The organism is Paraburkholderia sp. BR10882 (genome assembly GCF_040948855.1).
In the GTDB taxonomy this organism is placed as follows: Bacteria; Pseudomonadota; Gammaproteobacteria; order Burkholderiales; family Burkholderiaceae; genus Paraburkholderia; species Paraburkholderia nodosa_A.
On the sequence record NZ_JBFPKP010000044.1, the window covers coordinates 1 to 16,654 of the forward strand.

The 16,654-nt window shown below is 65.1% G+C and carries 13 protein-coding genes; 7 read left to right on the forward strand and 6 right to left on the reverse strand.

Annotation, left to right across the window (positions count from 1 at the left end; genetic code table 11):
• The first annotated feature begins 235 nt into the window (after positions 1-235).
• From AB3X99_RS40600 to AB3X99_RS40610, 3 genes are read left to right on the forward strand one after another with little or no spacing between them, the layout of a single operon-like run.
• Positions 236-1,705: an amino acid permease gene (locus AB3X99_RS40600; RefSeq protein ID WP_368662031.1), complete on the forward strand. Its 1,470-nt coding sequence runs from the start codon at positions 236-238 to the stop codon at positions 1,703-1,705.
• Between the two features lie 59 nt (positions 1,706-1,764).
• Entirely contained in the window at positions 1,765-2,757 is a 993-nt protein-coding gene (locus AB3X99_RS40605; protein WP_342948354.1) for an AAA family ATPase, read from the forward strand.
• The gene (locus AB3X99_RS40610) at positions 2,754-4,481 is read left to right on the forward strand and encodes a cobalt chelatase (protein WP_368662032.1); all 1,728 of its coding nucleotides are present in this window, start codon (positions 2,754-2,756) and stop codon (positions 4,479-4,481) included. The genes AB3X99_RS40605 and AB3X99_RS40610 overlap by 4 nt, the downstream gene beginning before the upstream one ends.
• A gap of 60 nt (positions 4,482-4,541) precedes the next feature.
• Here the strand turns inward: AB3X99_RS40610 and AB3X99_RS40615 are convergent, their stop codons facing one another.
• From AB3X99_RS40615 to AB3X99_RS40635, 5 genes are all read right to left on the reverse strand, one after another.
• Positions 4,542-5,303 carry a sulfite exporter TauE/SafE family protein gene (locus AB3X99_RS40615; protein ID WP_368662033.1) on the reverse strand — a complete coding sequence of 254 codons (762 nt, stop codon included), beginning with the start codon at positions 5,301-5,303 and terminating at the stop codon, positions 4,542-4,544.
• Positions 5,300-6,340, reverse strand: a complete 1,041-nt coding sequence (pta, locus tag AB3X99_RS40620; protein WP_368662034.1) for a phosphate acetyltransferase — start codon at positions 6,338-6,340, stop codon at positions 5,300-5,302. The genes AB3X99_RS40615 and pta overlap by 4 nt, the downstream gene beginning before the upstream one ends.
• Positions 6,341-6,506: 166 nt before the next feature.
• Positions 6,507-8,318 (reverse strand): sulfoacetaldehyde acetyltransferase, encoded by a 1,812-nt coding sequence (xsc, locus tag AB3X99_RS40625; protein WP_069267250.1) that lies wholly within the window; start codon positions 8,316-8,318, stop codon positions 6,507-6,509.
• 158 nt (positions 8,319-8,476) lie between these two features.
• Positions 8,477-8,881 carry a nuclear transport factor 2 family protein gene (locus AB3X99_RS40630; RefSeq protein ID WP_342948028.1) on the reverse strand — a complete coding sequence of 135 codons (405 nt, stop codon included), beginning with the start codon at positions 8,879-8,881 and terminating at the stop codon, positions 8,477-8,479.
• Positions 8,882-9,032: 151 nt separating this feature from the next.
• Positions 9,033-10,583 (reverse strand): PLP-dependent aminotransferase family protein, encoded by a 1,551-nt coding sequence (locus tag AB3X99_RS40635; protein WP_368662035.1) that lies wholly within the window; start codon positions 10,581-10,583, stop codon positions 9,033-9,035.
• 569 nt (positions 10,584-11,152) lie between these two features.
• On the opposite strand from AB3X99_RS40635, the gene AB3X99_RS40640 reads away from it, so the two are divergent.
• From AB3X99_RS40640 to AB3X99_RS40650, 3 genes are read left to right on the forward strand one after another with little or no spacing between them, the layout of a single operon-like run.
• Positions 11,153-11,977 (forward strand): ABC transporter permease, encoded by an 825-nt coding sequence (locus AB3X99_RS40640; protein ID WP_368662036.1) that lies wholly within the window; start codon positions 11,153-11,155, stop codon positions 11,975-11,977.
• A 24-nt stretch (positions 11,978-12,001) separates the two neighbouring features.
• Positions 12,002-13,021: an ABC transporter substrate-binding protein gene (locus AB3X99_RS40645; RefSeq protein WP_368662037.1), complete on the forward strand. Its 1,020-nt coding sequence runs from the start codon at positions 12,002-12,004 to the stop codon at positions 13,019-13,021.
• Between the two features lie 36 nt (positions 13,022-13,057).
• On the forward strand, positions 13,058-13,795 hold the full coding sequence (locus AB3X99_RS40650) for an ABC transporter ATP-binding protein (protein WP_342948024.1): 738 nt from the start codon (positions 13,058-13,060) through the stop codon (positions 13,793-13,795).
• A gap of 8 nt (positions 13,796-13,803) precedes the next feature.
• On the opposite strand, the gene mdtD is transcribed toward AB3X99_RS40650, so the two are convergent.
• Positions 13,804-15,270, reverse strand: coding sequence for a multidrug transporter subunit MdtD (gene mdtD, locus AB3X99_RS40655; RefSeq protein ID WP_368662039.1), 1,467 nt, complete (start codon positions 15,268-15,270; stop codon positions 13,804-13,806).
• 84 nt (positions 15,271-15,354) lie between these two features.
• Here mdtD and AB3X99_RS40660 point away from each other — a divergent pair, with 84 nt between their 5' ends.
• Positions 15,355-16,215 (forward strand): LysR family transcriptional regulator, encoded by an 861-nt coding sequence (locus tag AB3X99_RS40660; RefSeq protein WP_368662038.1) that lies wholly within the window; start codon positions 15,355-15,357, stop codon positions 16,213-16,215.
• Positions 16,216-16,654 lie beyond the last annotated feature (439 nt).

The following is a 16,654-nucleotide window of genomic DNA, read 5'->3' on the forward strand; positions in this document are numbered from 1 at the left end:
CTCCGGAGCCATTCACCATTTATGGCGAGATGTGAACTGTGGCAGGCATTAGCGGTTTGAGCGGCTTTCTTTGCCTACTTTCTTTGCCGCCGCAAAGAAAGTAGGTGCCGCCCCGCACAGGGGCAACCCAGGCAGACCGACGCGAACACAAGAAAACCCACAAAACCCAAAACAAAAAAAAAGCGCCACCCAAAAAGGCGCCCCGAAAACCGAATCCGATATCTGTGGAGGTGACATGCAACCCCCGAAGGAAAACCAGGAACTGAAGTGCGGCCTAAAGCAGCGCCACATGACGATGATCGCGCTAGGCGGCGTGATAGGCGCCGGCCTCTTTGTCGGCAGCGGCGTCGTGATCCAGCAAACCGGCCCAGCCGCCGTGCTCTCCTTCCTCATCACCGGCGGCCTCGTCGTGCTAGTCATGCGCATGCTCGGCGAAATGGCCTGCGCCATGCCCGCAGTCGGTTCGTTCTACGAATATGCACGCCTCGCCTTCGCCACCTGGCGCGGACCGGGCAAGCTGGCCGGCTTCCTCACCGGCTGGATGTACTGGTACTTCTGGGTCATCGTGGTCGCCGTCGAGGCGGTGGCAGGCGCCAAGCTCGTCCAGTTCTGGCTACCCGACGCGCCCGCGTGGCTCATCAGCCTCGTATTGCTCGTGCTCCTGAGCGCAACGAACCTGATCTCGGTGGGCAGCTACGGCGAATTCGAATTCTGGTTCTCCTCGATCAAGGTCGCGGCGATCATCGTTTTCCTCTTTCTCGGCGGCCTCTATGTCCTTGGATTGTGGCCATCGTCGCTGCATACGACTGCCGTATTGCCGACGCTGCTCGGCCATGGCGGCCTCATGCCGAAGGGCATCGGGCCGGTGTTGAGCGGCGCCGTCGCGGCAACGGGCTTTTACTTCGGCGCGGAGATCGTCACGATCGCAGCGGCCGAGGCGTGCGAGCCCGCCAAGGCCGTCGCGAAGGCCACGAACTCGGTCATCACGCGCGTGCTCGTGTTCTACGTGGGTTCCGTGCTGCTAGTGGTCGCGCTCGTGCCGTGGAATTCGCCGGCCATGTCGACGCCCTATGTGAGCGCGCTCCAGGTGATGGGCTTGCCCGCCGCCGCGAACATCATGAACGCGATCGTGCTGACCGCCGTGCTCTCCGCGCTCAACTCGGGGCTCTATGCGGCCTCGCGCATGCTGTTCGCACTGACCCGCCATGGCGACGCCCCGGCGGCGCTCGCGAAAGTCAACCGTCGTGGCGTGCCGGTGCGCGCGATCCTGCTTGGCACCGTCTTCGGCTATGTGTCGGTCGTGATGTCGTACGTGTCGCCGGATACGGTGTTCGCGTTCCTCGTCAACTCGTATGGCACGGTCGCGATCTTCGTCTATCTGCTGATCGCCCTGTCGCAACTGCGCCTGCGCAAGCGCCTCGATCCGGCAGCCGTTGGCGAGCTGCGCGTGAAGATGTGGTGCTTTCCCTACCTCACGTGGGTGGCGATTGCCGGCATGGTGGGCATTCTCGTCGCGATGGCGTTCATCCCCGAGCAGCGCAAGCCGCTCTGGCTCGGCGTGGCGAGCCTCGCCGTGCTGCTCCTCACCTACACATGGCTGCAGCGCCGCGCGCGCATTCGTGAGCGTGCCCGCGACTACGCGCCGTCCTTCGCGACGTGGCCGTCCGCCGCAACTGAATCGGGCGCGGGCCGCTACGGCAAATGAAGCAGCCTGCATGCAGTCATGAACGTGACAAGGAGAACGCGATGACCACGGAACGCGCGATGGAGGGCCCGGACCGCCTGGTGTCGGTGCGCGAACGCTTCGGCTTCGATTCGAATCTCATGGTGCCGGCCTTCGGAGGCGAGCGCGACGCCCACGTGCCGGACGTCGATGAGGCCTATCGCTTCAACCCCGAAGTCACGCTCGCGATACTCGCCGGCTTCACGCGCAACCGGCGCGTGATGGTGCAGGGGCTCCACGGCACGGGCAAGTCCACGCATATCGAACAGGTCGCCGCGCGCCTGAACTGGCCCTGCGTGCGCGTGAATCTCGACGGCCATATCAGCCGGCTCGATCTCGTCGGTAAGGACGCGATCGTGGTGCGCGACGGCCGCCAGGTCACGGAGTTCCAGGAAGGCATCGTGCCGTGGGCGCTGCAGCGTCCGGTCGCGCTCATCTTCGACGAATACGATGCGGGGCGCCCCGACGTGATGTTCGTGATCCAGCGCATTCTCGAGCGCGACGGCAGCTTCACGCTGCTCGACCAGAATCGCGTGATCCGCCCGCACGCCCACTTCCGCCTTTTCGCGACCACCAATACGATCGGCCTCGGCAATCTCAACGGCCTGTATCACGGCACGCAAATGCTGAATCACGCGCAGATGGACCGCTGGAACGTGGTCGCCACGCTCAATTACCTGCCGCGCGAGGAGGAGGCCGGCATCGTGCTCGCCCGCGTGCCGGAGATGACCGACGACGCGGGCCGCCAACTCGTCGATTCGATGATCAGCATGGCGGCAATGACGCGCAAAGGCTTCGCGACCGGCGATCTCTCCACGCTGATGTCGCCGCGCACCGTGATCGACTGGGCCGAGAACTGCCAGATTTTCCGCGATCCCGCGCTGGCGTTCCGGCTCACGTTCCTGAACAAGTGCGACGAGGCGGAGCGGCCGATCGTCGCCGAGTATTACCAGCGCTGCTTTGGCGTCGAGCTGGACCCAGCGTCCACAGCGAAGGGCGGGGAGGGCGGCGAACCGCGGGAGCCGCGCGCGTGAGCACCACGCCCACACCCGAGGCCGTGCGCACCGCGCTGCGGCGCGAGTCGCTATGCGCGGCCGCCGTGCGCGCGCTCACCGGCGACGCCGCGCTCCACTATCGCGGCGGCCGGCTTTGCCGCGAGTCGCGGCCCTTGCCGCTCTATGCGCCGCATCTGCGCAGCAACGTCTACGAGGACGAGTTCGCCTCGCTGCGCGGTGCCGCGGACGCGGCCGCGCAACGGCTTCGCCATTCCGACGCGGCATTGCACCGCCTGCTGGCTCCCGAGGCGCCGACCGAGCGTCTGCTGTTCGATCTGTTCGAGCAAGTGCGCTGCGAGGCGCAATTGCCGCCCGGCATGCCGGGACTCGCGCACAATCTGCGGCACCGCTTCGAAACGTGGTCGCGCGCGTATTGCCGGGCGGGGTTGACCGAAGGCCATCTCGGCATCCTGCTCTATACGGTGGCGCAGATCGTCTGGTCGCGCGTGAGCGGCTGGCCCGTGCTCGACGAGACCGAGGATCTGATCGAAGCGACGCGCGCCGGCATCGTGCCTGCAATCGGCGTGCAGCTTGCGGGGCTGCGTGCGACTCGCGCAGATCAACGCGCCTATGCGGAGCATGCGCGCGAGCTGGCGCGCCGCGTCGCGACGATGCTCGACGATGCGCGCGCGGCAAATGCAGGGGACGACGCCGACGAAGCGCGCGCACCCGACGACGCCTTGACGTCGTTCTCGCTGTGGGTCGACTTCGACGAAACGAGTGTCGAGCTGCCCGCACTCGCGCCGACCGGCGTGAGCCGCGTGCTGGCCGAAGCGGCGAATGGCTATCGCGCATACACGACGCAGTACGACCGCGAGATCCGGCCCGCCACGCGCGTGCGCGAAGCGCTGCTGCGCGAGTATCGCGAGCGGCTCGATGAGCGCATCGCCGCGTGCGGCATCAACGTTGCGCGCCTGGCGCGCGCGCTGCAGACGGCGATTGCGGTGCCGCAGCGCGATGGCTGGCTTTTCGGCGAAGAGGACGGCCGCATCGACGGCAGACGCCTCGCGCAGGTCGTCAGCTCGCCCGCAGAGCGCCGCGTGTTCAGGCGCGAGCGATTCGAGCCGCGCAGCGATTGCGTAGTGGGCTTCCTGATCGATTGCTCGGGGTCGATGAAGGCGCATATCGAGCCCGTCGCGATGATGGTCGATCTGCTCGCCCGTGCATGCGAGCAGGCGGGAATCGCGACCGAAGTGCTCGGCTTCACGACGCTCGCCTGGAACGGCGGCCGTGCGCGTGCGGACTGGCTCGCGGGCGCGCGGCCACCGCATCCGGGGCGCCTGAACGAGACCTGCCACATGGTGTTCAAGTCCGCCGACGAGAGCTGGCGGCGCGCTCGCCCGGCCATCGCCGCGCTGCTCAAGGCGGACCTGTTTCGCGAGGGCGTGGACGGGGAGGCCGTCGAATGGGCATGCGCGCGGCTCGCTGGCCGCGCCGAGGCGCGGCGCATTCTCGTCCCGATCTCGGACGGCAGCCCGATGGACACGGCCACGGCGCAGACGAACGACGCGTTCTATCTCGACAATCACCTGAAGGAGGTGGTCGCGCGCCACGAGGCAATGCGCGACGTCGACGTGATCGGACTCGGTGTCGGGCTGGACCTCAGTCCTTACTACCGGCATTGCGTTGCGCTCGACTCCGCTGAGCCTCTGGACATGAAGCGGCTGGTCGCTCTCGCGCAATGGATCGGTGCGCCGCGTTAGTGCGATGGAGGCACCCTGTGCACAGGTGTCGATTCCTGCGCGGGTCATCCGCAGCTCACATCAATCCAACAGTTCCTTCATCGCACATAGCACGAGCGAAGCGCCAATGATCATCAGCACGCCGAACGCCAGCCTGCGCATCGCGAGGGAAGACAGCGGCGGCGGGTAGTGGCGCGCCGCGAGCGTCATCAGCATCACGACCGGCGCGGCGAGCGCGGCCTCGATGCAGATCGAAGCGGGAAGCTCGCCCTCCCAGGCGCTGAACATCACACGTACAAGCGACGTCACCGTGAAGAGCAGGATCAACGCGCAGCGAATCTCGATCAGCTTGAGCGGCTGGCGATAGAACTGGAAGATGAGCGGCGGCCCGGAAACGCCGAACATGCCGCTCAGCAGGCCGCCGAATATGCCGCTCACGAAAAAACTGCGGTCGCCCGAGCGTTGGGCGAGCGGCACGGGCCGCAGCGCGGCGCTCAAACCGCCATACAGCACGACGGCGCCGAGCAGCAATTGCAGCATGCCGGAGGCCGAGGCGCTTAGGTAGTCGAGCACCATCACGCCCACTACGACCGAAGGCAGCACGCCGAGCGTCGCGGCGCCCACGGCCCGCCAGTCGATATGGTGGAGCTTGCCGGGCAGTGCGGCCGCGCTGTTCGCGAGCGTAACGAGGCTCAGCAGGGTGGCGATGCTTGCGAGCGGCGCGAGGCTGAAGCCGCTCGTGGCGCCCATGACGATCATGCTGAGGCCGAAGCCCGTGATCGTCTGAAAATAACTGGCTGCGCCGATGACGGCGATCAGCACCAGGACCTTCTCATGCGTCATGCTGCGTGGGGTTCCTTCGAGTGAGTGATGTCGCGTTGGCGGGCCGTCTGCGCCTGGACCGCCGTGGTGGCGATCACGTAATAGATATCCTCGGGGCAGCAGCCGCGCGAAAGATCGTTGGCAGGCCGGTTCAGGCCCTGCATCAGCGGGCCGATTGCCTTCGCGCCGCCAAGACGCTCGGCGAGCTTGTAGCCGATATTGCCCGCATCGAGATTCGGGAAGACCAGCACGTTCGCGTGGCCGCCGCACTGCGAGTGCTCGATCTTGCGCTCGGCGATCTCCGCCACGAGCGCCGCGTCGAGCTGCACGTCGCCGTCCACGCAAAGGGCGGGGCGCTGCTCGTGCACGCGCCGCGTCGCCTCGATCACCTTGTCCACGTTCGCATGGTGGGCGCTGCCGCTCGTCGAGAACGACAGCATCGCGACGCGCGGCTCTTCCATCAGCAGGCTGCGCGCGCTGTCGGCGGCGGCCATGGCGATCTCGGCGAGCTGTGCGGCGTCGGGGTCCACCACGAGCGCGCAGTCAGAGAAGATCAGGCCGCCTTTGTAGCGATGAAACGGCTCGCACAGCATCATCAGGAAGAAGCTCGAGACGAGCTTGAACGACGGCTCGACGCCGATCAGCTGGATGGCCGCGCGCACCACGTCGGCGCTCGTGTGAACGGCGCCCGCCACCGAACCGTCCGCGTGGCCGAGACGCACCATCAGGTTGGCGAAGACGAGCGGCTTCGCGGCCTCGTCCCACGCGAGCGCGGGCGTCATGCCCTTGGCACCGCGCAGCGCGACCAGTTCGTCGGCGAAGGCCGCGCGCCATGCGCTTTTTTGCGGGTCGATCAGCATGATCTCGCCGAGATCGACCGACTCGCGCGCCGCGGCCGCACGGATCGCGCCCGGTTCGCCCAGGAGCATGATGCGCGCAATGCCCTCCTGGTGCGCGCGCGCCGCGGCGGCGACCACGCGTGGGTCATCGGCTTCGCACAGCACGATGCGCATGGGCACGAGGCGGGCACTTTCGACGATACGGTTCAGGGCTTTCATGGTGTCATGGGCTCATGGACGCACAAACGGACGGACTCACGCCAGCAGTTGGCGTGTCCAGACGAAAACCGGCCACAAGCGGATGCTCCGCCTGCGGCCGGCGATCGGAGGCAGCCCGCGCGCACCTGCCTGCAACGTACGGCGCGCGCGGGCTGCGGCTGGCCCTTCAGACGAAGTCCTTGTACTTGTCGAGCAGGCGCACGGGCTTAGAAAGCGCGTCGCGGCGGAACGGATCGCCGAGTTCGCGCGTGCACATGATCTCGACGATGGTCGTCTTGCCCTGGTTCATCTGCAGATCGATCGCGCGCTTGAGCGCCGGGCCCACGTCCTCGAGCTTGTCCACCACGATGCCTTCCGCGCCCATCGCCTTCGCAATGCCGGCGAAGCTCGGGCTGTCCAGCTCGCCCGCCACGAAGCGGCGATCGTAGAAGTCCACCTGGTTCTTCTTCTCGGCGCCCCATTGGCGGTTATGGAACACAACGGCCGTCACCGGAATGTTGTGGCGCACGCAGGTGAGCGTTTCCATCAGGCTCATGCCCCAGGCGCCGTCGCCCGCATACGAGATCGCGGGGCGATGGGGTGCGGCCACCTTCGCGCCGATGATGGTCGGGAACGCATAGCCGCAGTTGCCCCAACTCATCGCGGCGAACAGGCTGCGCGGCTTGTTGAAGCGCAGATAGCTGTTCGCGACGGAGTTGATGTTGCCGATGTCGGTCGACACCATGACGTCCTCGGGCATCGCCTTCTCGAGCTCGCGCAGCACCTGGCGCGGATGCAGATACTCGCCGCCTGTCGGCGTGCGCTCGTGCTTCTGCTCTTCGATCATGTCGAGGCTGTAGGCGTCGCGCTCGTGCGTCCACGAGTCGAGTTCCTTTTCCCACGCGGCCTTTTCGGTGGCGATCTGGTCGGCGCGCTCGGCGCGGTTGGCGTCGCTCGCGAGGGTGCGGTTCGCGAGGCGCTCGGTCAGCGCCTGAGCCGAAGCCTTCGCGTCGCCGCAAATGCCCACCGAAATCTTCTTCACGAGACCGAGCATCTTGTGATCGGCGTCGATCTGGATGATCTTCGCGTCTTTTGGCCAGTAGTCCATACCATGTTGCGGCAGCGTGCCGAACGGTCCGAGGCGCGAGCCCAGCGCAATCACGACGTCCGCGCGCGAGATCAGCTTCATCGCGGCCTTCGATCCCTGGTAGCCGAGCGGGCCGCACCAGAGCGGATGATTCGCCGGGAACGAGTCGTTGTGCAAGTAGCTGTTCACGACGGGCGCACCGAGCCGTTCGGCGAGCGCCTTGCACTCCTCGATTGCATCGCCCATCACGACGCCGCCGCCCGAGATGATGACGGGGAACTTCGCGGCCGCGATCAGATCCGCCGCTTCGTTGAGACTTTCGTCGCCGCCGGGGCCGCGGTCGAGCCGGCGCGGCTGCGGAATCTCGGCCTTGATCTTGCCGTAGAAGTAGTCGCGCGGAATGTTCAGCTGGGTCGGGCCCATTTCGGACATGGCGCGGTCGAAGCAGCGCGCGGTGTACTCGGCCATGCGCGCGGGGTTCGTCACGTGGCCCTGGTACTTCGTGAACTCCTGGAACATCGGCAACTGATTCGCTTCCTGGAAGCCGCCGAGGCCGATGCCCATCGTGCCTGCCTCCGGCGTGACGATCACGACCGGGCTGTGGGCCCAGTAAGCCGCCGCGATGGCCGTTACGCAGTTGCTGATGCCGGGACCGTTCTGGCCGATCACGACGCCGTGGCGGCCTGACACGCGCGAGTAGCCGTCGGCCATGTGCGCCGCGCCCTGCTCGTGAACCACAGGAATGAGGCGAATGCCGGCGGGCGCGAAGATGTCCATCGCATCCATGAACGCGGAGCCCATGATGCCGAACATGTCGGTCACGCCGTTGGCCGCGAGGGTTTCGACAAAGGCTTCGGACGGGGTCATGTCCTGCGGGCCGCTGGCCGTCTGGGTCGGGGTCTTTTCGCTCATCAACTGTCTCCGGGTTATCGTTTGACGGAATGCCGTGGTTTGAATGCTATTCGGCGCCCGATGAGGGTCAAGGGATTCCGTCTTTGAGGGGTGAATCTGAAATGGAATGGAACGATTCGTTTCAAAACACTGGCGACCGCTGCGCCGCTGTACGCGGGTCAGGCGGACTGCTTCGGCCGTTCCTTGCGGAACGCGCGCTTCACGGCGATCAGGCCGTCGCGGAACTCGAAGAGATCGCAGCCTTCGGCCTCGATCCGCCAGCCTTCGGCATGCGTGCCACTGAACAGCCATTCGGATACGCCGCGTTGGCCCGCGACGTAGTGGCGGCCCTTGCCCCAATGGGCGTCGGGGAACGTGCGGAAGACCGCTTCGAAAGCAGCGCGCACCGCCTCACGCCCGACGAAGCGGGTGCCATACACTTCGGGACCGCCGGCCGCATCGAACACGCAGTCTTCGGTCATGAACCGCATCAGCGCGTCGGCGTCATGACGGTTGAAGGCATCGGAAAAGGCGGCGAGCGTGTCGGCCGTGACGGCGGGTTGGGCGCTGAGCGTGTCTGCCATACGTGTCTCCAGTGGAAAAGCTGGTGCCGTCCGGTGCGCGAGGACTCGCGCGCGGCACGGTATAGCGACACGTTAGGGTTTGCGAGGCGAGGGCGGTAGCACCAGTGCGGAGCTTTCGCCTGGGCCAGCGCCCGGAGACTTCCTGAGAGTCTCAGGCGGGCCGCTGCTTGCGCACAACCTCGGCGAGCGCGCGCACGCCGGGTTCGATTTTCTCGAGCTTGATGGCGGAGAAGCCCATGCGGAACCATGGGCTGTGTTCGGCCTCGTCGGCGAAGAACACGCCGCCGGGCTCGATCAGGATGCCGGCCTCGCGCGCATCGTCGGCAAGGCGTGCGGAGTCCAGCCACGCCGGCCCCTGGACCCAGCACGAGGCACCACCGCCGATCGGCACGTATCGCACCTCGGGCAGATGGGTGTCGAGCGCCGTCATCAACGCGCGGGCGCGCTCCTTGTAGGCATGCGCGAGCCGGCGCAGGAGCGCGTCGTGGTGTCCGAGCGCGAGGAACGTCGCGAACGCGCGCTGGATATAGGCCACCGGGTGGCGGACCATGAGGCGGCGCAGCGCGCGCAACTCGCGCACGAGTTCCTGCGGGCCGACCACGTAACCGAGACGCAGGCCCGGGGCGAACGTCTTCGAAAGGCTACCCACATAGATCACACGATCGGCCGTGTCGAGGCTCTTCAAGGCGGGATGCGGCGTGCCGGAAAACGTGTTCTCGCTCTCGTAGTCGTCTTCGATGATCACGAAGTCGTGCTGCTGGGCGAGTTCGAGCAGCGCCTGACGGCGCGCGATGGGCATGGTGGCCGTGGTGGGGCACTGATGGCTCGGCGTGACGAACACGTAATCGCAACGGGCGAGCGAGTCGCGCAGGCGCACCGGGTCGATCCCTTCGCCGTCGATCGGCAATTCGAGCAGCTGCGCGTTGCGATTCACGAAAATATTGCGTGCATCGGGATATCCCGGATTCTCGAAGCCGACCGTCGTGTTCTTGCCGCAGAGCAGGTCGGCGACGAGATAGAGCGCCTGCTGGCAGCCGTTCGTGATGATGATCTCCTCTGGCATGGCGAACACGCCGCGCCGCGGCAGCACACGCGTGCGGATCTGCTGGATCAGCGACTCGTCATCGCGTTCGATCAGGTCGGGCGCCCAGTTGCGGATCTCCATGATCGAGAGCGCTTTCAGGCAGCACTCGCGCCAATCGTTGGTCGGAAAGAGCGATTGATCGAACTGCCCGTAGATGAAGGGATATGCGTAGTTCTGCCAATTGGCGGGTTTGACGATGTTGCGCTGGGCTGAGGGCGGGCGCACGATGCGCGAATTCCATGAGGGTGGGGCACGCAAGCCGGCGTCATGGGGCTCGACGACGTCGGGCTGCTGCACTCGTTGTTGCACGCGCTTTTGCACCGTTACGCCGTGCAGCCCCTCCAGCATCTCGGGGTTGACGAAGTGGCCGCTGCGCTCGCGCGACACGAGATAGCCTTCCTCCACGAGCATCTGGTAGGCGAGCACCACAGTGTTGCGCGCCACGCCGAGCTGCTCGGCCAGCTCGCGGCTCGAAGGCAAGGCGGAGTCCGGCGGCAGTTGCCCGTCGAGGATGGAGGCCACCAGCATCTCGCGGATCTGGTGCTGCAGACCTGTCTTCGACTCCGATGACCGTCGGAATTGCTGTGCCCACAGGGCGGACGGGATACGGGTCGGCATGCTGGCTCCTGTGATTGATGGCGGCGGCGAGACAACGTTTGAGCAACCGTATTGCAGCAAAATCGGCCAGTCAATCGACACACGATATTCAACACTGGCCGTCCAAGTCGATTAGGTAAATTTCGGAGCGACGGTTTGCGACAAGACGGTCAGCGCTGCGCTTTCGGAAAGAAACTCGAGATAGACGCGCACGCCAGGCCCTTGCTGCGGCGCAGCGCGACCGGCTGGCGGGCGTTGGGGCGGCGCGCACGCGGAGTAAAAATAATCGGAAGAAATCGGCTGGACGGTGCTTGCGGCGCTTCGGGAAAGCGGCAGACAGCGGTCATCCGCCACTGGCCCCATCGGAACTTCCTGCCTGGTACTACCCGCCGTTTTATTGATTGAGAATGCTTGACTAAACGGGCGAGTTCGCGAGTGCGAAATGAAAGAAGCCGAAATTCGCCCTGGTAGCCGCTGACTATACTTGAATTGAGACGGAACCCGAAGCGGACGTGGAACTTCGCGCTGGCGTGCGCATAGTTTTTCAACTTGAGGAGACGGCGGTGAGAGCCCTACCCAGACTAAAGACGATGAAGCATCAAGCGGATTCGTCGATCGAGCCGGTCATCAAGATCCGCCGCGGCCGCGGGAAAATGAATGCCTGGTGGCTAACCACTGCAGTGCTCGTGATGTGCGTCGTGCTCTGGCAGGCCGTATCGATGACGCGCATCTTCCCGCCGTTCGCGCTACCCTCGCCGGTGGCGGTATGGCAGGCCTTCGTCGAAATCGTCCACAACGGGTACGGCGGCCAGTCGCTCGTCAGCGACATCCTGATTAGTTGCTTTCGCATCGTTATTGGTTTTGTGGGCGCGATTGCGATCGGCGTACCGATCGGGCTGCTGATGTCACGCAACAAGATCGTGTTCGACATCATCGATCCGCTGCTGCAGTTCGTGCGGCCGGTTCCACCGCTTGCCTATATTCCGCTGCTGGTGGTGTGGTTCGGCATCGGCGAGTTGCCCAAAGCCATTCTGATTCTGGTCGGCACCATTCCTGTAATCATCATCGGCACGATGTCGGGCGTGAAAAGCACGCCGCCGCTGCGCATCGAGGTTGCCCGCACGCTCGGCGCGACCAACGCGCAAATCTTCCGCAAGGTCGTGCTGCCCTCGGCCATGCCGGAGATCTTCACCGCGATGCGCGTGGGTATCGGCGTGGCGTGGACCTGTCTGGTCGCCGCGGAACTGATCGCGGCGAGCAGCGGCCTTGGCTGGCTCGTCCAGTTCGCCGGACAGGCCTTGCAGGTTGCCATCGTGATCGTCGGCATCGTGATCATCGGGTTGATCGGATATGCAATGGAGCTGGCGATTCGCAAGATCGAAAATATCGTCGTACCGTGGCGCGGACATAACTGATCGGGTGAGAGGAGGAGACGACACATGAAAAAGAGGCAATGGGTCTATGGCATGAGCGCGGCTGTGCTGGCGAGCAGTTGTCTGGTTCCTGGCGCGGTGCATTCGCAGAGCAAGCCCGAGGTGATCATCGGCTACGAGGACAACGGCGCCGATCCGTACATGGTATCGATGGCCGAGCATCTGTTCGAAAAGCAGATGAACGCCGATGTCCAGTACAAGCTCTTCAGTTCGGGGCCGGCGGCGATGAGTGCATTGGCATCGAACAGTCTCACGTTCATGTGCGGACTGGGCGTGCCGCCGCTCGTCACGGCGATCGCACAGGGCTTGCCGATGACCATCGTATACAACCAGGAGCGCTATACGAATGCGGCCGGCATCGTGGTCAAGCCGGACAGCGGCATCCATGACGTCGCGGGACTGCAAGGCAAGAAGATCGCGATCGTCGCCGGCTCGCAGGCCTCGTTCGAGCTGGCGACCTTCCTGGCTGCTGCGCATGTGCCGTATGCGTCCGTCACGCAAATCAACATGGCGCCGCCGCAGATGCGCACCTCATGGGTGACCGGTGCGATCGATGCGGCGATCGTCTGGGATCCGGTATTCAGCGCGCTGCGTACGTCTGGCGGCAAGGCGATCAAGACGGACGGAGACTTGCCGCGTGAAGCCTCGAGCTACAACGTCTGTATCGCCGACTCTGACTGGGCGAAGGCGCATCCGGACCTGGTCCGCGGTTTCGTGGCGGCGCTCGACCAGGGCTATCAGGTGACGATGAAGGATCGCGACAAGGCGCTCGCCGAGATGGCGAAAGCAACGGGCGTGACGGTGCCGGTGGCGACGAGCGAACTCGCCGGTTATGAGCTGTTTTCCGGCGCCGATCAGACCACGCCGAAAGTCATGGGCCTCGACGCGGGCGTCAAAACCTCCGCCACGTACCTGACTCTGGTGAATACGGCCAAGGTGCTGAACTCGATTGGCCGCATTCCGAGCGTGCCGGCGAGTTTCGACAACAACGTCGCGCCGCAGTACTCGAAACATCTGGCGCATTGATCCATTGACTGTCTGACTGTCGAGCAGGAGACGAACTTGAACATCGTCATCGATTCTCTGTACAAGACGTTCGGCGCCACATCGGCACTCGAAAACATCAATCTGCAGTTCCGGGGCGGCGAATTCATCACCGTGCTCGGCGCCTCGGGCTGTGGAAAGACGACCTTGCTGCACCTGCTCGCCGGTCTGACTTCGCCCACGAAGGGCAACATCTATATCGATGGCGAGATCAAGGACCAGCCCGGGGCCGACCGAGTCGTCGTATTCCAGCAGGCCGGCTTGTTTCCGTGGCTCAGCGTGGCAGAAAACATCGAGTTCGGGCCGTCGCTGCATGGGGTGCCCAAGGCGCAACGGCACAAGGAGTCGGCGGACATTCTGCGCATCATCGGTCTGGAGTCTTTCGCACGACACAAGCCCTATGAGCTATCGGGCGGCATGCAACAGCGCGTGGCAATCGCGCGGGCACTCGTGATGAAGCCGAAGGTGCTGCTGATGGACGAGCCCTTCGGCGCACTGGACGCGCAGACGCGCAGTTCCATGCAGACGTTCTTGACCGCGCTGTGGGAGCAACTCCACTGCACGGTGGTCTTCATCACCCATGACATCGACGAAGCGATCTTTCTCGGTACGCGTCTCGTTGTGCTTTCGGCGCGGCCGGGGCGGGTGGCACTCGACGTGCCCATCGAACTGGACAGACCGCGTACGCCAGAGGTCGCATTCGAACCGCACTTCCTGGATCTGAAGAAGCGCGCGATGGGCATTCTCGCGCACTGATCGCGCGCTCAGCGGCGAGCGGCCGTCGACGCCATCGCGGAAGGCGCAGCGGCGACGCGCGTCTGCGTGTCGATGCGGCGGAAGACCAGGGCGGAGATCAGCGTGATCGCGCCCACGCCGGCGAAGCTCATGCGAAAGCCGGGCGCAACCGATCCCCACTGTGCCTCGCCAAGGCTCACGAGCGCGCCGCCGATGGTGACGCCGAGTCCCATCGCGAGCATTTGCACCATCGAAAAAAGGCTGTTGCCGCTGCCGGCGTCTTCGTGCGAAAGGTCCTTGAGCGTGACGCTGTTCATCGCCGCGAACTGCATCGAGTTGGCCGCGCCGAAGATGGCCAGCACGACCATCTCCACCGCAACGGGCGTGCCGCGCGAGATCAGTGCGAACGCAACGATCGATGCGCCAACGATCAGCGTGTTGACCAGCAGGAACGTCTCGTAGCCGTAACGGCGGATCAGCGGCGCAATCCAGCGTTTGGCGACCGTCCCCGCGAGCGCGGCGGGCAGCATCATGAGGCCCGAGCGCAGCGGCGAGTAGCCGAGCTCGAGCTGCATGAGCAGCGGCACGAGAAACGGCACGGCACTCGAGCCGACGCGGCAGACGAGATTGCCGATCAGGCCGACGCTGAAATTCGGCTCGCCGAACAAGCGCAGCTTGAAGAGCGGTTCGCGGTGGCCGCGTGCATAGGCCACGTAAGCGAAGGCCGCCGCGATGCCGACTGCGAAGAGGCCGGCAGACCACGCGGCGCGATGCGTCTGGACCGGCGTGTCGAAGGCCAGCGAGAACGCAATCATGCACAGCGACACGAGTGCGCAGCCGGCGAGATCGAATGGAGGCGCCGCCGTGCTCGACGCGTTCGGCAGATAGCGGTGCACGGCGAACACGCCGGCGAGGCCGATCGGCACGTTGATCAGGAAGATCCAGTGCCACGAGATCGCCTGCACGAACCAGCCGCCGAGCGTCGGGCCGACGATCGGCCCCACCTGGCCCGCCACCGAAATGAGCGCGAGCGCCGAGACATACTGCTCGCCGCTCACCGCACGCAGCACCGCGAGCCGGCCGATCGGCATCAGCATCGATCCACCGATGCCCTGCAGCACGCGCGCGACCACGAGTTGCGCGAGGGTGTGCGCACTCGCGCAGCATAGCGAGCCGAGCACGAAGATCAGAATCGCGACGAAGTAGACGCGGCGTGTGCCGAAGCGGTCGGCAAGCCAGCCCGAAGCGGGCGTGAGCATGGCCATGGTCAACGTGTACGCGACGATGACCGGCTGCATCACGAGCGGTCTTACGCCAAGACTGCGCGCAATCGAGGGGAGCGCGGTGTTGACGATCGTCGTGTCGAGCGTCTGCATGAAAAAGCCCGCGGCGACGATCCATAGCAGCGCCGTGTGGCTCGAATTTTTGTTCATCTGGAACTTCTCGGCGCGCCGCGTGAGGGGCGGGAACGGCTTTGCGGCGCAATTGTCATCAATGGCGTCATGATATTGTTACCGTCGCTCATCGGGAACCCCAGTAGAGACTTTGACTGTCATCGGCATTGCCGATAACCATCCGCCATGCTCAATCCCATCTGGCTCAGGACCTTCGAAGCGGTCGCGCGCTGCCACAGTTTCACAGAAGCGGCGCGCCAGCTCGGCCTCACGCAGTCGAGCGTGAGCGACCACGTACGCCAGCTCGAAGAGTCGATTGGCCGCCGCCTGTTTATCCGCGACACACATTCGCTTGCCATCACGTCCGATGGCGAGGCGATGCTGGCGCATGCCGGCAGCATCCTGCAGGCGATCAACCGCGCCGAATCGCAGTTCCGCGCGCCGCGCCTGCGCGGGCGGGTGCGGCTCGGCTGCTCCGACGACGTTGCGCTCGGCCCGCTGCCCGCCGTGCTGACGGCGTTTCGCAACGCGCATCCCGACGTGGAGCTGGAAATCACCATCGGCATGACGGGCCGGCTTTACGAACTGCTCGATTCCGGCGCCATCGACCTGATGGTCGGCAAGCGGCGGCTGGGCGACAAACGCGGCACGGTGCTCTTCACCGGACGGCTCGAATGGCTCGCGCGCGCCGGCACGACGATGGAACTCGCGCAGCCGCTGCCGCTCATCCTCGTCGCCGAGCCGAGCGTGACGCGGGCCGTGGTGCTCGACGCGCTTGCGCAGACTGATTTCCGCTGGCAACTGGTATGCACGAGCAGCAGCCATTCGGGCTGCGTGGCGGCGGCGCGCGCCGGCCTCGGCGTCACTGTGCGGCCCCAATACCTCGCCGCGCGCGGACTGGCGCCGCCCGTGAACGTCGCGAGCCTGCCGGCGCTGCCCAACGTCGAATTCATCGTGCTCGCGGCAAAGCGGCTTTCCCGCCCGGCGCAAACGCTGCTGCAGCTCATGCACGACAGCGACTTGCGGGGCTCGTGGATTGGGGAGTGAGCGCGAGGCGGGAGGGGTGGGAATGCGGGGTGGTGCGCGGATCAGGTGCCGCCAGATTCGAACGCGCTTTCCGCACGCAGCACTTCGACGAACGCTTGCTGGACGGCGGTGCCGAGCCAGTCGGTGCGCCGCTGAGTTTCGGCATCATGCGCGCGCTGCTTGTTTATCGGCGCAAGAGCCGGGGGTTGCGAGTTTGATGGGGCGTGGCTGCGTCTGGGTGGAGGCGTGCCACAGCGCATTTTATGTTTTATTTAACATAATATAATTTATCGCAGTTTTATATTGTACGGGCTAAGTTGTAGTGTCCGCTTTGGGGGTGCGGCGGAATTCTTGGACTATTAGGAGCTGGTCCATGTATTCATACGAAGAACGCATCCGAGCGGTCAAACTCTACTTGAAGCTTGGAAAGCGCCTCACCGCGACGGTTCGTCAGTTAGGC